A 14,078-nucleotide genomic window follows, 5' to 3' on the forward strand; every position below is an offset into this window, starting at 1 on the left:
TCCTCCCGAGCACGCACGAGCGCGTAGGCCTGTGGACCTGACGTCGCCGACAGCCTACAAACTAGCGTCGGTAGTTTTGCGGGCGCCAGGGGCGGGCGGGGTCAGATGATGCCGAAAAGCATCCCTGCGCCGAGGACCACGAGGGAGGTCAAAGCCGCCCATTTCACGGTGAACCGGGTGTGGTCGGCAAACTCGACCTTGGCCATGCCGACGAGGACGTAGACGGCCGGAACCAGCGGGCTCGACATGTGCAGGGCCTGGCCGACCAGCGAGGCGCGGGCGATTTCGAGCGGGGAGACCCCGTGCGCGGCGCCCGCCTCGGCGAGGACGGGCAGGACCCCGAAGTAGAAGCCGTCGTTCGACATGAAGTAGGTGAGCGGGAGGCTGAGCAGGCCGGTGACCAGCGCCATGTGCGGGCCCATCCCCTCGGGGATGGCACCGACGAGCCAGTCGGCCATGTGCTTGACCATGCCGGTACCGGTGAGGACGCCGGTGAAGACCGCGGCGGCGAAGACCATGCCGGCGACGTTGAGGACGTTGTCGGCGTGGGCGGCGATGCGCGCCTTCTGGTCCGGCATGTGGGGGAAGTTGACGGTGAGGGCGAGGGCGGCGCCGAGGAGGAAGAGCACCGGGATCGGGAGCAGCTCCATGATCATGGCGGTGAGCAGGGCCACGGTCAGGGTGGCGTTGAACCAGTAGAGGCGGGGGCGCAGGGTCGCGCGGCGCGGGTCGAGGCCCTGGAAGCCGTCTTCGTCGGCGGCCGCCACGGAAACGGAGCCTGCGCCGCCGGTACCGATGGGGGCGGCAGCGGGGGCCTCGGAGGTGGCGGACGAGGCGGACGAGGCGGACGAGGCGGACGAGGCGGACGGTGTACGGGAGCCTCCGTCGGCCTGGCCCGTACCGGCGGCGACCAGGATCTGGTCCTCGGCCTCGACGCCGGCCGTCCGGGCGTCGGCGGGGAGCGACAGCAGGCCGATCCGGCGGCGCTCCCTGAGGCCTAGGACGTAGGAGAGGACGAAGACGAAGACCAGGCCCGCCGCGAGCGCGGGGATCATCGGCACGAAGATGTCGGCGGCATCGAGCTTGAGGGCGGTGGCGGCGCGGGCCGTGGGACCGCCCCAGGGCAGGGTGTTCATGACGCCGTTGGCGGTCGCCGCGACACCGGTCATCACGACGAGGCTCATGCCGAGCCGCTTGTAGAGCGGGTACATCGCCGAGACGGTGATCATGAAGGTGGTCGAGCCGTCGCCGTCGAGCGAGACGATGGCCGCGAGGACGGCCGTGCCGACCACGACGCGCATCGGGTCGGCCTTGCAGAAGCGCAGGATCCCGCGCACCACCGGGTCGAAGAGCCCGACGTCGATCATCAGGCCGAAGTAGACGATGGCGAACATGAGCATGGCGGCGGTCGGCGCGAGCTTGCCGACTCCGTCGATGACGTAGCCGCCGAGCTGCGCGCCCTGTCCGGCGAACACGCAGAAGAGCGCGGGAATGAGGACGAGCGCCGCGATGGGCGACATTTTCTTCAGCATGATCAGGACGAGGAAGGTCGCGATCATGGCGAAGCCGAGGAAGGTCAGCATGGGGGGAACCTAGGTGCCGCCTCCTGGGCCCAACAAGACGTCCGGACGTGAGCAATACGAGCAAAACCCCAGCTCAGGGGAGGGGTGTCAGTTCGACGGGGAAACCGTTGAGCACGGCCGTGCCGGAGAGCGGGTCGAGCCGGGTGCCGTCGAGGAGCTGATTGACGTTGGCGCCGGGCGTGGCCGAGGCCACCGAGAGGCGGGTCCCGGAGCGGTCGTGGCCCCAGCCGTGCGGGAGGCTGACGACCCCGGCGCGGATGGAGTCGGTGACCTCGACGGGGACCTCCAGACTGCCGCCGTCGGCGGTGATGCGGGCCAGGCCTCCGTCGGCGAGGCCGAGCCGGCCGGCGTCGTCCGGGTGGACGTGCAGGGTGCAGCGGTTGGAACCTCCGGTGAGGGCCGGGACGTTGTGCAACCAACTGTTGTTGGACCGCAGATGGCGGCGGCCCACGAGCACCAGGCCGGCGGGGCGGTCGGCGAGGGCCGCGCGCAGCCTGGGGAGCTCGGCCGCGATCGGGTCCGGCAGCAGCTCGATCCTGCCGCTGCGCGTCTTGAGCAGCCCGGGCAGCCGGGGCCGCAGCGGGCCCAGGTCGATCCCGTGCGGGTGCGCGAGCAACCGCGCCAGGCCGAGGCCCGGCCCGGCCCCGGCGTCGATGCCGTCCGAGTCCGAGTCCGAGTCCGAGTCCGCGCCCGCGTCGGCGCCGGCTCCCGAGCCCGCGCGGAAGCCCATGGCTGCGCCCGAGCCCGCGCGGAACGCCGTAGCCGCGTCCGCGCCGCCGGGCAGGCCGGCGGGCAGGCCGAACCGGTCGCCGTACGGCCCGATCCGGAGCATCAGGTCGAGCCGGCGCTCGGGGCCGGTGACGCCGGTCAGGAGTCCAGCGAGGCGGGCCGGGTCCTGCCCGTGCAGCGGGGAACACGGGTCGGCGGTCTCTCTGGCGAGCGTGGTCTGGATCGCCAGGTCGTCCACGGCCTCCGGCTCGGTTCCGTGCATGCCGGAGACGGCGAGGACGAGGCGCGCGTGGATCTCGCACTCGTCCATCCCCCCGTCTTCCAGCGGAACGGCGGGCGGCGAGTAGCGGACTTGGTTGCGGATGGCGAAGCTGTTGAAGGAGAAGTCGAAGTGGGCGCTCTGCGAGGGCGGCGGCGGGGGCAGGACGACGTGCGCGTGGCGTGAGGTCTCGTTGAGGTAGGGGTCGACGCTGATCATGAAGTCGAGCCCGGCGAGGGCCGCGTCGAGCCTCCGGCCGTCGGGTGCGGACAGCACGGGGTTCGCCGCGATGGAGACGAGGGCACGGATCTGCCCCTCCCCCGGGGTCTCGATCTCCTCCGCCAGGGCGGCCATGGGGAATTCGGCCTTGGCCTCGGGATGGCCGCTGACCCTGCTGCGCCAGCGGCCGAGGCCGAAGCCCTTGCCGGGAGCGGCCGGCCGTGGTGCGCGGTCGGTCGCGGAGAGCGGGAACAGGGATCCGCCCGGCCGGTCGAGGTTGCCGGTCAGGACGTTCAGTACGTCGACCAGCCAGCTGGCCGGCGTGCCGTACGCGACGGTGCTGCTGCCGATCCGCCCGTAGACGGCGGCGGTGGGCGCGGCCGCGAGAGCGCGGGCGAGGTCGCGGATCTCATCGGCCGGGAGGTCGCAGGCGGGGGCTACGGCCTCAGGAGTGAAACTGGCGAGCGCTCCGGAGAGTTCCCCGAATCCGTCGGTGTGTTCCGCGAGTTCCCCGAGGTCGGTCAGCTTCTCGGCGAGCAGCGTGTGGGCGAGGGCGGCGAGGAGCAGCGCGTCGCTGCCGGGGCGCGGCGCGAGGTGGCGATCGGCGAGCTGGGCGGTGCGCGTTCGTCGGGGGTCCACGACGACGAGGGTGCCGCCGCGGGCGCGCAGCGCCTTGAGTCGGCCGGGGAAGTCGGGGGCGGTGCACAGGGAGCCGTTCGACTCGAGCGGGTTGGCACCGAGGAGGAGCAGGAAGTCGGTGCGGTCGAGGTCCGGGACGGGGATGGCGAAGGGGTCACCGAAGAGCAGGCCGCTGGAGACGTGCTTGGGCATCTGGTCGAGGGTGCTCGCGGTGAAGAGGTTGCGGGTGCCGAGGGCCTTGAGGAGCAGCGGCGGGTAGAGCTGGCCGGCCATGGTGTGGACGTTCGGGTTGCCGAGGACGACCCCGACCGACTGGGCGCCGCGTTTCCGCACGAGGGCGGGTACGGCTGCGGCGATGGCCTCGTAGGCCTCCTCCCAGGTGGCCTCCTCGAGCCGGCCGTCACGCCGGACCAGGGGGCTCCGGAGCCGGTCGGGGTCGGCGTCGAGGGCCCCGAACGCGGCGCCCTTGGGGCAGATGAAGCCGTGGCTGAACACGTCTTCGCGGTCGCCCCGGGCGCCGGTGACGGTGCTGCCCTCGATGGTGAGGGTGAGGCCGCAAGTGGCTTCGCAGAGGGGGCAGATGCGCAGGGCGGTGCGGGGCATGGGCCCTCCAGGGAGGCAGGCTGCGGCACGGGCGCGCGGGCCGTTCGGCACGCGGGCGGACCGAGCATACCGACCGGTAGGGAGGGAGGAGAGGGGTCTGCGCAACCCGAACCGCGCCGGGGACCGGCGGGCTGGTCTCGAGCGGGCGGGCGGAGCCCGGCAGCGGGCCCGGCGGGCCGGGTCTCGCGCGCGGGCGAACGCCGGGGCAGGACGCGGCCGGTGCCAGTGCCGGTGCCGGTGCCGGGCGTCAGTCCAGGACGCGGGCGAGGTAGGCGTGCATCATCGCGCGGGTCTCGGCGACGATGTCCGGGTCGCCCGAGGGGTCGTTGCGGAAGGCCAGCTGGATCAGGGCGTCGGTGGCCTCCACCGCGACCAGGACGGCCCGTTGCAGCGCGGCGTCCGGGGTGAGGGCCAGGTGGGCGCTGAGCAGCTCGGTGAGGCGGACGGCGACGAGGTGGTTGGGATCGGAGGCCGGGCCCTCGGGCGGCGGCGCGGGCACCCCGAAGTCGACGAGGGCGAAGCCGGGGACGCCCTGCTTCATGGCGAGGTACTCGTCCAGCACGGCGTCCAGGACCGGCCGCCAGTCCGTGGCGGGGAGATCGGCGAGCCGCTGCTCGATGCCGTCCGCGTAGTGGTCGAGATTGCGGTGGGCGAGGGCGATAGCCATCGCCCGCTTGTTGCCGAAGAACCGGTAGACCGAACCGATGGGCACGCCGGCACGCAGGGCGACGGAACGGGTGCTGAGGTTCTCGTACCCGGTCTCGTCGAGGAGTTCGGCGCAGGCGTCGAGGATCCGGGCGAGCCGGTCGGCGCTGCGCTGCTGGATCGGCGTACGGCGCAGGGAGTGGGCTGGGGGCACGGGGTCCATCATGCCGCTCCTGGAGGTCCGGCTCGGCGGCGGTGTCGGTTCTCGGGGCTCCGGCGGCCGCCTCAGTTCAGCAGCAGGCTGAGGCCGCCGACCGTGTACGTGATCATCAGCGCCAGCATCGGCAGTTGTCCGGCGACGGCTTTCGCGGGCGGGAAGAGCCGTACGGAGCGGTCGTGCGCGGCGATCACGCCGAGCACGTGGCCGGTGACGACGGCGATGACCTGGAGGGCCGCGAGGCCGCCGGGATCCAGTGGGGACAAGGGTTCGGGGGCGTTGTCAGTGCCCAGCGCCATGATGACCGTGCGTGGTCCTTCGACTACAAGGAGGGAGAAGTAGTGGGCGATGAGATAGCCGAGGGCGATCGGTACGAGTGAGTGCGCGAAGGCGGTCAGCGGGCCGGGGTGCGGGCCGCAGACGAGGCGGGTGGCCGCCGCGCAGAGGCAGTAGAGGGCGGCGACGAGGGCGATGGAGCCGAGGAGTCCGAGGGTGGTCGTGGGGGTGCGGCCGAGGGGGGAGGTCTGGATCGCGTTGATCCATGAGGGGTTGTCGGAGAAGCCGTCGTAGGCGGTGGATCCGAGCAGGACGCAGACGGTGGCGACGAGTCCGGGCCGCTCGGGCGTCGCGTCGAGTCCGTGGAAGGGGTTGCGGAGTACGAGGCGGCCGTCGCTGCGGCGGCCGAGGGGGGAGAGAGCGGCCAGGAGGGCGGAGTACGCCTCGAAGGCGTCTCCGACGGCGAACCAGCGCTCGCCGAAGCGGGCGGCGAGCAGGAGCTGGGCGACGGCGTAGCCGGTCAGGGCGATCAGGAGGGTGGTGGTGGAGGCGGGATCGGCAGAGACGAGTTCGAGCCAGGTGAAGGCGAACAGCCCGGCGGCGGCGGGCCATTGCCCCAGCCGGGCGGGGAGGGGGCGAGGTCGGGATCCCGGGTGCCACAGCGGGGAGAGCAGGCGGTGCAGGGCTCGGAGTGGGCTGAGGAGGCGCCAGGCGGGGCCGAGGAGGAGGGAGGCGGGGACGAGGCCGACCCAGAGGAGGACGTAGACGGCGCCGGGAGCGGGGTTCCGGGCGGGGTCGTCGGGACCGAGAAGGAGGTACAGGAGGACGGCGAGCGCGGCCGCGAGGCCGAGCCCGCGCAGGGCGGTGCGGGTGGCCGGCGCGTCGGCCACCCGCTGGAACCCGGCGGGCAGGGCGATGCCGGAGCGGTCGCCGCGGAAGCGGGAGGCGGACCAGAGGAGGGCGAGCGCGAGGAAGGAGACGAAGAGTGCGGTGAAGGCGCCGGCGAACGCGTAGAAGGGAGAGATGGGCAGATCGTGCTGGGACCCGATGCCGTGTGCGAGCACGGTGAGCGGATCGGCCGGGTGTCGGACCACGCCCTGGCCGTACCCGCCGCCGGACGACGCGTACGGCAGGACACCCGGCACGGACGGGGACACGACCGGCCACCCCTGCGGCGCCGCAGCCGCCGCTGCCACTGCGGCCGGGGCCGGAGCCGGGGTCAACGCCGCCCGCCCGGGGGCGGGGCCACCATCGGGCGCGGGCGGGTGCGCGGGCACGGGTCCGGGCACAGGTCCGGGAATGGGTCCAGGCCCCGGTCCGGGAATGGGTCCGGGAGTGGGCCAGAGCCCAGATGCGGGAGTGGGCCGAGGTGGGTGGGTTTTGACGGACGGGGCTTCGGGTGGGTCATCGGACGAGGAGTTGGGTCAGGACCAGGTCGGACTCGTGGGTCTCGACCTCGAAGAGGCCGGTGCGGTCGGCCGTCAGGACCAGGGTGGCCTCCTGGCCTGCCGGCAGGGCGAGTTCCTTGTCGAAGCCGTGGACGTGCAGGGTGTCCGCGCGGTCGCTGGTGACGCGCAGGGCCACGCGTTCGCCTCGGGCCAGCTCGACGCGGCCCGGGGCGGGGATGACCTTGCCGTCCCGGACAGTGATGGTGACCGTGCGGTCGGCCTGCGCCGCCTCCGGGGACGGAGGCGGGGGCGGGGCCGAGGCTGGGGATGAGGACGGGGGCGGAGCCGGGGGTGAGGACGGGGTGTGGGTGTGGCCCGTCTCGCCGGGGGCGGTCTGGCCGGGGGCGGTCTGGCCGGGGGCGGTCTGGCCGGGGGTGGCCGTGAGTTGGAGGGTGCCCTCGACCGGTTTGCCGGAGACGGCCCAGGCGGTGTGGTCGTCCGCGTAGAGGCGGACGGTCAGGGTGTGCGCGCCCTGGGGTACCTGCGCGGCCGGCAGGTGGAACCAAGGGCCGTACAGGCGGGCCAGTTTGCGGCCGTCCAGCTCCAGGTGAGCGTGCCCGGCGCCCCGCAGGGCGGCGCCACCGGTGCTGTCGGGGGTGAAATGGAAGTTCTTCACCGTCAGCTGGAGGTTCCAGCCGTCCTCGGAGTCCGGCCGGGCGGCGAGCTGGACCTCCGGCGCGCCCTCGGCCGGGACCTCGCGGAGCCGGTGGCCGGCCCCGTCGTCGGTCGTGAGCAGGGTGCCCGCGTTGCCGGAGGCCTGCTCGTGGCTGGTGCCGGGCTTGTGGTGGGTGGTGGCCCTCCCGCCGCAGCCGGCCACCGCGCCGCCGGCCAGAAGCACGGCCAGGGCGAGCAGCCCGGCGGTCCGCACTCCCCGCCCGGGCCGGCGCGGCGGGCAAGGGGGACCGCAGGCGAGACCGCAGGCGTCGCAGCGGACCCGGTTCTCGGGGCGACACCCGGCGGTCCGCACTGCCCGTGGGGGCCGGCGCGGCGGCGAGTGCGGACCGCAGGCGTCGCAGCGGACCCCGTTCTCGGGGTGGTCGCCCTCGTACGCGGTCACGGCCGCGCCCCGTCGGCCGGGCCGGTCTTCGGCTCGCGGGCGGCCTCCGTGCCGAGGGCCGGGTCCGGACCCGCCGGTACGGGGACGCGGTCGCCCGCCGGGTCGTCGCCCGGTCCCGCGGGGTGGGCCGGGGCGGCGCTCCGCGGGCCCGGCCGGGCGGCGGCGATGACGGCCCACAGGGTCCACAGCACCGCGACGAGGGCCCGTATCCAGGCGGGGCCTAGGGGGATCCAGGGGATCATCAGGACGGCCTTGTCGAAGGCGTCGAGGAGGGTGAGCGCGGCGAGGAGGAGGGTGAGGCGGGCCAGCCAGGGGCGGTCCGGGCGCAGGGCGACGCCGATGCCGGTCCACCACAGGCCGAGGCAGAGCAGCGCGAGGGCGGGCACCGGGCTCGCGACCAGCTCCATGGTGGAGCCCGCCACGTCCAGGGCCAGGCCCGCGAGGCCGAGCAGGGTGGCCGCCGTTGCGAGCCGGGCCAAGGCGGGGCGGATGCGTCGCAGGCGGCGCCACCACAGGAGGCCGCCAACCAGGAGCAGGACGGCCGCGACGGCGAGGGCGATCTGCGTCTCCACCCGCTGGAGGCCCCGGGCCCCGTACCAGTCGCAGCCGGCGGGGAGTTTGCGCGCCTGGACGCTGTAGTCGGCGCAGACGAGGAGTTGGGCGAGCTTGACCGGTTCGCCGGCCAGGCGGGTGGAGCCGCCGGAGACGGAGCCGCGGCGCTCACCGCACTCCGGGAGCGTGCCCGGGGTGGAGCCGTCGGGGCCCTGTCGCCAGCAGTTCCCGCGGCCCTGGCCGTCCCACCAGACGTCCATGCCGTTGGGGCGGGAGGCGCCGGACTTGTCCTTGCCGAGGATGTTGCCGGCGTAGCGGTTGTGGTGGGAGGTGTCCGCCTGCTTGGACCACTCCTCCTCGCCGCGGATGAAGGCGGGCACCGCCGAGAGGAAGAAGCCCGCGCGCTGGTGCCCGTACACCCAGTTGTTCTCGTAGAGGTTCCAGTTGCCGCCCGCGGTGATGATGCCGGTGCCGGGGGGCATGGAGATCTGCGGGCAGACCGTTCCCTGCTCGTAGCCGCGCTCGATCGGAGGTTTGGCGCAGGTGCCGTCGGCGACGAAGTGGTAGTAGTCGGCGTTGTTGTCGTGGATGAGGTTGCGTTCGAAGTGGGCGTGGTTCTGCGGGAGGCCGGGGTGTCCGGGGAAGGCGCTGTCCATCGAGGCGCCGCCCATGTTCTGGTCGAACTCGTTGTCGTGCACCCACACCGAGTCGCCCGCGGTGCCGGAGTAACCGACCATGTTGTGGTGGCTGCGGCAGCCGGTGATCTCGATGGAGTAGCGGGGGACGTCGTAGCCGCGGCCGTCGTTGATGTCGGAGGCGCTGCCGGGGTAGATGCCGGAGTCCCCGTTGCCGTACGACTCGCAGTTCTTGTAGAGGCCGTGGTCGCTGGCGAAGGTCAGGAAGCCGTACTCGTCGTTCCAGCGGGTCAGGACGTCGTCGATGACGAAGCCGTCGCCCGCGAGCACATAGAGCGAGTTGAAGGTGGTGCGCTGCGCGGTGAAGTTGCGGAAGTAGATGCCGTTGGACTTGTCCGCGCGGATCGCGTTCAGCTTCTGGTACTTGGCGTCGATGACGACGTCCTGCCGGGACGCTCCGGTGCCTTCGATCTGCAGATCGGTCTTGCCGAGGATGGCGATGAGGTTCTGGTTGTGGCGGCAGGCCAGCTGCTGCTCGTAGCTCAGGATCTGGTAGCCGAGCGAGGAGTTGGGGGCCTTGAGGGAGGCGCACTCACCCGTCGGCTTGGGGAGCGAGGGCTCCTCCTCGTAGAGGCCGGGGAGGATCGCGATGTTCATGCCCGGACGGTCCACGGCGTCGACGGCCGCCTGGAGGTCCCGGAAGCCGTTCTTCTCGCAGCGCTCGTAGAGGACGAGGTTGCGCTCCTTGAGGGTGTCCGGGAAGGCCGATATCCGGCGCTCGAAGGCGGGCCGGTCCGTCTTGCAGACGATCAGGTCGGGCTCGCCGGCCCGGTAGCGGGGTACGGAGCCGGTGCCGTTGGGCAGCTCGACGGGGCGTTCCTCGTGCGCGCTCGCGACGGGCGCGGCGGCGAAGAGGGACAGGAGGGTCAGGAGGGCGGCGAGGAGCGCCGCCGGCACGGCAGGGAACCTGCGGGTCCACGACATGCGCGTGAGAGTAGAGCAATGTTCACCTTTTGGGATCCCCTCCCGCGCGAATCGGCTTCCGCCCGAGGGATTTCGACATCGGGGCGGGCTCCGGGCTCGCCCGGACGGGCGTTCGATCCCGCCTCCGGGCCCACCTCCCGGCCCACCTCCGGGCCGACCTCCGGGCCCACCTCCGGGCCCACCTCGGGGCCGACCTCGGGGCCGACCTCCGGGCCCACCTCGGGGCCGACCTCCGGGCCGACCTCCGGGCCGACCTCCGGGCCGACCTCCGACTGAGGCGCCCGCAGGCCCCGCCCCGTACGCCCCGGACAGCAGCGGCCAACAGCAGCAGCCCCTCCCCGTACGCCCCCGAGACACCCCAGGACACCCCGCGACCGGTTTCTCCCGTTGACGCACCGGCCCAGGAATCCTACTGTCAGGCATAGGATTCCTTCGGCAGACCGGGAGCGTGCAATGAGTGGCGGCGGCAGCAGCAACGGTGGCGGCAGCGAACAGGCCCGGAAGACGGCGGAGGCGCTGAGCCACCTCACCGGGTTCGGCAACGAGCACAGCTCGGAGGCCGTCCCCGGTGCGCTCCCGATCGGCCGGAACTCGCCCCAGCGCTCCCCCCTCGGCCTCTACGCCGAACAGCTCAGCGGCAGCGCGTTCACCGAGCCGCGCGCCCTCAACCGGCGCTCCTGGCTCTACCGGATCCGCCCCTCCGCCGCGCACCCGCCCTTCACCCGGGCCGACAACGGCGCGCTGCGCACCGCGCCCTTCACCGAGGCCCCGGCGAACCCCAACCGGCTCCGCTGGAACCCGCTGCCCGACCCGGCCCCCGGCACCGACTTCCTGGCCGGCCTCTGGACCCTCGGCGGCAACGGCGACGCCACCCAGCGCAGCGGCATGGCCATCCACCTCTACGCCGCCAACTCCCCCATGACCGACCGCGTGTTCAGCGATTCCGACGGCGAACTGCTGATCGTCCCGGAGCGCGGCGGCCTGCTGCTGCGCACCGAGTTCGGCCTGCTCAGCGCCCGTCCCGGCGAGATGGCCCTGATTCCCCGCGGGGTCCGCTTCCGCGTCGAGCTCCTCGACGCCGACGCGCGCGGCTACGTCTGCGAGAACTACGGCCGCCCCTTCGAGCTGCCCGACCTCGGCCCGATCGGCGCCAACGGCCTCGCCTCCGCACGGGACTTCCGGGCGCCCGTGGCGGCGTACGAGGACGAGGAGCGCCCGACCGAGGTGGTCAACAAGTTCTGCGGCAACCTCTGGACCGCGACCTACGACCACTCCCCGCTCGATGTGGTCGCCTGGCACGGCACGCACGTCCCGTACGTCTACGACCTGCGCAGCTTCAACGTCCTCGGCTCCATCAGCTACGACCACCCCGACCCGTCGATCTTCACCGTGCTGACCTCGCCCTCCGACACCCCGGGCCTGGCGGGCGTGGACTTCGTGGTCTTCGCCCCGCGCTGGCTGGTCGGCGAGGACACCTTCCGCCCGCCGTACTTCCACCGGAACGTGATGAGCGAGTACATGGGTCTGATCGAGGGCGCCTACGACGCCAAGGCGGAAGGCTTCGTCCCTGGCGGCGGCTCGCTGCACAACATGATGTCCGCGCACGGCCCCGACCGGGAGACCTTCGACCGGGCGAGCGCCGCCGAGCTGAAGCCGCAGAAGATCGACGACGGCCTGGCCTTCATGTTCGAGACCCGCTGGCCCATCACGGCCACGGCTCAGGCCGCCGCGGCGGACCACCTCCAGAGCGGATACGACGACGTCTGGCAGGGGCTCCAGCGTCACTTCCGCGCCTAATATCACGAGCACTGCCGTGCCACGGCGCAACCGCGCCACCGCGCGACCCCGCCACGACGCGGCAGTGCTCCCACGTTCACCCCGTCGTACGGAGAATGACCCGTGACCGCCTTCGCCCCCGACTCGCTGGTACTGAACCGGAAGCTGCCCCTCTGGTACCAGGTATCCCAGTCGTTGCGCGCCTCGATACTCGGGCGCACCGCGGACGCCTCGCTGCGGCTGCCCACCGAGGAGCAGCTCGCCGAGCACTACGGGGTGAGCGTGCTGACCATGCGGCAGGCGCTCAAGGAGCTGGAGACCGAGGGCCTCATCAGCCGCCACCGGCGGCGCGGGACCTTCATCGAACCGGCGGCGATGCGCGGGGCCCCGGTCCGGCTGCTGGGGTCGGTCGACGCGATCGTGGCGCAGCAGTCGGGTGATCGCACGACGATTCTCGGCCATGAGCGGACACCGGTCTCCGGGGAGCTGCTGGCGCACTTCCCGGACACGCCGGAGGTGGTCACCTACCGCAGGCTGCGCCACGACAGCGAGAGCGGAGAGCCGACCAACTGGGCGGAGAACGCGGTTCTTCCGGAGCTGGCCAAGGCCATCGACCTCGCGGATCTGGTGCGTTGGCCCATGACGAAGGTGCTGCGCGACATCGCGCAGGTCCAGATCAGCCGCATCACCGACACCGTCGAGGCGCGCCTGGCCGACCCGCTCACGGCCGAACTGCTCCAAGTGCCGCTGCTGAGCCCGATCTTGCACTACACGGGCGTGACCTACGACAAGAGCGGCCGGGTGGTCGACGTCGCGCGGATCCGGTACCGGGGCGACCGCTTCTCCTTCACGGTGACGGTCGACGCCTCCTGACGCCGCGCGGGCCGCGGCGCCAGGGGTCCGCTACTTCTCGTCGTCCTCCTTGCCGCGCTCACCCTCCGCCTGCGACGGCGTGGTCCGCGACGTCTGGGCGTGACGCTGCTTCTTCTGAACCTCGTCCATGTCCTCGTCGAGCCGCTCCCCCTCGGCCTGCGAGGGAGTCGAGTACTCGTCGTACTGGCTCATGACCGCCTCCTGGGTCGCACAGGTCGCACAGATCCGTACATAAGGAGCCTAACTCTCCGGCCTGGACGCGGCCCGGCCACCGGACGGCATCGCTACCATCTGCCGGGTGAGCGCTGACGCACCTCCACGGACCCCGCTGCTGGACGATCTGATGCCCTGGGCCGTGGGCCCCCTGAGCCTGGGCCGCGCCTGGGTGGCGGCCCCCGACCCGGCGATCCTGCGCACCCGCTGGGCCACCCTGACCGGCGCCGACGCCCCCGAGCGGGAACGACTGTTCCGCCCGACCCGGGCCCGGACCCCCGCCGCCGGGGCCGCCGCACTGCCGGGCCAGCGCGCGGGATCCACCGCCCGGTTCACGGACACGCCCGGACCCTGCCCCGATCCCGTACGGGTGCTGCGCGATCCCTTCGACGAGCAGTGGCTGCTGCCCGACCAGCGGCTCATCGACCGGGCCCGCCCGGAGCTGTGGCGGGTGCTGGACGAGCACCAGCTCTTCACCGTCGAGTCCCCGCAGGCGGCCGGGCTGCTGGTCACCGCACACCTGCCCGCCGGCCGGCTCGGCCGGATCCGCCCCCTGCACCGGCGCCCCGGGGGCGCCGAGCCCAATCTCGCCCCCGGCCTGCTGCCGCTGCTCGGCGACCGCTACGGCACCTGGGTCACCCCCGAGGACGTGCTGTGCTGGATCCTCGCCGCCGGACGTCCGGGGCCGCGGGGGTACGAGGTCCCGCTCACCGCCGACCCCGAGCGCTGGCGGGCCGGGCTGGAGCTGGGCCACCGGCTGCTCGCGGTCCAGCTGCGCGGGGCGCGCGGCGGCGAGGCGCCCCGGCTGCCCGGCGGGCGCCGGCCCTACGTCCGCTCCGCGCTGCCGCTCTGGCCGCGCGAGCTCGCGTACGACCCGGAGAGCGAGACCCTCCGCATCGGCGGCGGGACCGTCTCCCCCGTCCCCGCCGGGGCGTGGGAGTACGAGGTCCAGGGCGTGCGCGTCCTGGAGGCGTGGTTCGGTGCCCGGCTCGCCCACCGGGACCCTCAGGCCGACGGACTGGAGGCGCTGGGTCCGGCCGAGTGGCCGCAGGACTGGACCTCGGAGCTGCTGGCCCTGGTGACGACCCTGGCGCTGCTGGCGGACCTGGCACCGGAGCGGACCGCCTTCGAGCCCGGACCCCCGCTGGGCGACGCCGGGCCGCACGCGGCCGGAGTTCTGCCGCCGCCCTCCTGGGCCCGGCGCCCGGCTTCGGTACTGGACCACCAGGAAGAGGGACCCGGCGGGCAGTTCGCACTCCTCTGAGCCGCGCCGGAGACCTGCGGCGGGCCGGGCGCCGCGCCGGGGCCGGCCCTGCCCGCCCTGCCTCCATTCCGTGGCCGCCTGCCCCGCCTTGCCCTGTTGCGCTCCG

10 protein-coding genes are annotated in these 14,078 nt (G+C 73.3%); 3 read left to right on the forward strand and 7 right to left on the reverse strand.

What is annotated here, in order from left to right; genetic code table 11:
• Window positions 1–101: 101 nt before the first annotated feature.
• The 6 genes from J7E97_RS09350 to J7E97_RS09380 form a co-directional block, all read right to left on the reverse strand.
• A complete protein-coding gene (locus J7E97_RS09350; RefSeq protein WP_215024374.1) occupies window positions 102–1,583 on the reverse strand; it encodes a CitMHS family transporter in 1,482 nt (493 codons plus the stop codon).
• A gap of 73 nt (window positions 1,584–1,656) precedes the next feature.
• Window positions 1,657–4,032, reverse strand: coding sequence for a molybdopterin oxidoreductase family protein (locus J7E97_RS09360; RefSeq protein WP_251054149.1), 2,376 nt, complete (start codon window positions 4,030–4,032; stop codon window positions 1,657–1,659).
• Between the two features lie 247 nt (window positions 4,033–4,279).
• Window positions 4,280–4,900 (reverse strand): TetR/AcrR family transcriptional regulator, encoded by a 621-nt coding sequence (locus J7E97_RS09365; protein WP_215024444.1) that lies wholly within the window; start codon window positions 4,898–4,900, stop codon window positions 4,280–4,282.
• Between the two features lie 62 nt (window positions 4,901–4,962).
• The gene (locus J7E97_RS09370) at window positions 4,963–6,264 is read right to left on the reverse strand and encodes a hypothetical protein (RefSeq protein ID WP_215024446.1); all 1,302 of its coding nucleotides are present in this window, start codon (window positions 6,262–6,264) and stop codon (window positions 4,963–4,965) included.
• A 310-nt stretch (window positions 6,265–6,574) separates the two neighbouring features.
• Window positions 6,575–7,471 carry a cupredoxin domain-containing protein gene (locus J7E97_RS09375; protein ID WP_215024448.1) on the reverse strand — a complete coding sequence of 299 codons (897 nt, stop codon included), beginning with the start codon at window positions 7,469–7,471 and terminating at the stop codon, window positions 6,575–6,577.
• 200 nt (window positions 7,472–7,671) lie between these two features.
• Window positions 7,672–9,846, reverse strand: coding sequence for a right-handed parallel beta-helix repeat-containing protein (locus tag J7E97_RS09380; protein ID WP_215024376.1), 2,175 nt, complete (start codon window positions 9,844–9,846; stop codon window positions 7,672–7,674).
• Window positions 9,847–10,299: 453 nt separating this feature from the next.
• On the opposite strand from J7E97_RS09380, the gene hmgA reads away from it, so the two are divergent.
• Both hmgA and J7E97_RS09390 read left to right on the forward strand, forming a co-directional pair.
• The gene (hmgA, locus tag J7E97_RS09385) at window positions 10,300–11,643 is read left to right on the forward strand and encodes a homogentisate 1,2-dioxygenase (RefSeq protein WP_215024378.1); all 1,344 of its coding nucleotides are present in this window, start codon (window positions 10,300–10,302) and stop codon (window positions 11,641–11,643) included.
• A gap of 102 nt (window positions 11,644–11,745) precedes the next feature.
• Window positions 11,746–12,495 carry a GntR family transcriptional regulator gene (locus tag J7E97_RS09390; protein WP_215024380.1) on the forward strand — a complete coding sequence of 250 codons (750 nt, stop codon included), beginning with the start codon at window positions 11,746–11,748 and terminating at the stop codon, window positions 12,493–12,495.
• A 30-nt stretch (window positions 12,496–12,525) separates the two neighbouring features.
• On the opposite strand, the gene J7E97_RS09395 is transcribed toward J7E97_RS09390, so the two are convergent.
• Window positions 12,526–12,687, reverse strand: coding sequence for a hypothetical protein (locus tag J7E97_RS09395; RefSeq protein WP_215024382.1), 162 nt, complete (start codon window positions 12,685–12,687; stop codon window positions 12,526–12,528).
• Window positions 12,688–12,838: 151 nt separating this feature from the next.
• Between J7E97_RS09395 and J7E97_RS09400 the strand changes: the two genes are divergently transcribed.
• Window positions 12,839–13,972, forward strand: coding sequence for a type ISP restriction/modification enzyme (locus J7E97_RS09400; RefSeq protein ID WP_215024450.1), 1,134 nt, complete (start codon window positions 12,839–12,841; stop codon window positions 13,970–13,972).
• The last annotated feature ends 106 nt before the right edge of the window (window positions 13,973–14,078 follow it).

The organism is Streptomyces sp. ISL-66 (genome assembly GCF_018614135.1).
Lineage (GTDB): Bacteria > Actinomycetota > Actinomycetes > Streptomycetales > Streptomycetaceae > Streptomyces.

Coding starts and splice junctions, on each gene's coding strand:
- J7E97_RS09350 (WP_215024374.1), bottom strand. CDS start 1,583: ATGCTGACCTTCCTCGGCTTCGCCATGATCGCGACCTTCCTCGTCCTG.
- J7E97_RS09360 (WP_251054149.1), bottom strand. CDS start 4,032: ATGCCCCGCACCGCCCTGCGCATCTGCCCCCTCTGCGAAGCCACTTGC.
- J7E97_RS09365 (WP_215024444.1), bottom strand. CDS start 4,900: ATGGACCCCGTGCCCCCAGCCCACTCCCTGCGCCGTACGCCGATCCAG.
- J7E97_RS09380 (WP_215024376.1), bottom strand. CDS start 9,846: ATGTCGTGGACCCGCAGGTTCCCTGCCGTGCCGGCGGCGCTCCTCGCC.
- hmgA (WP_215024378.1), top strand. CDS start 10,300: ATGAGTGGCGGCGGCAGCAGCAACGGTGGCGGCAGCGAACAGGCCCGG.
- J7E97_RS09395 (WP_215024382.1), bottom strand. CDS start 12,687: ATGAGCCAGTACGACGAGTACTCGACTCCCTCGCAGGCCGAGGGGGAG.
- J7E97_RS09400 (WP_215024450.1), top strand. CDS start 12,839: ATGCCCTGGGCCGTGGGCCCCCTGAGCCTGGGCCGCGCCTGGGTGGCG.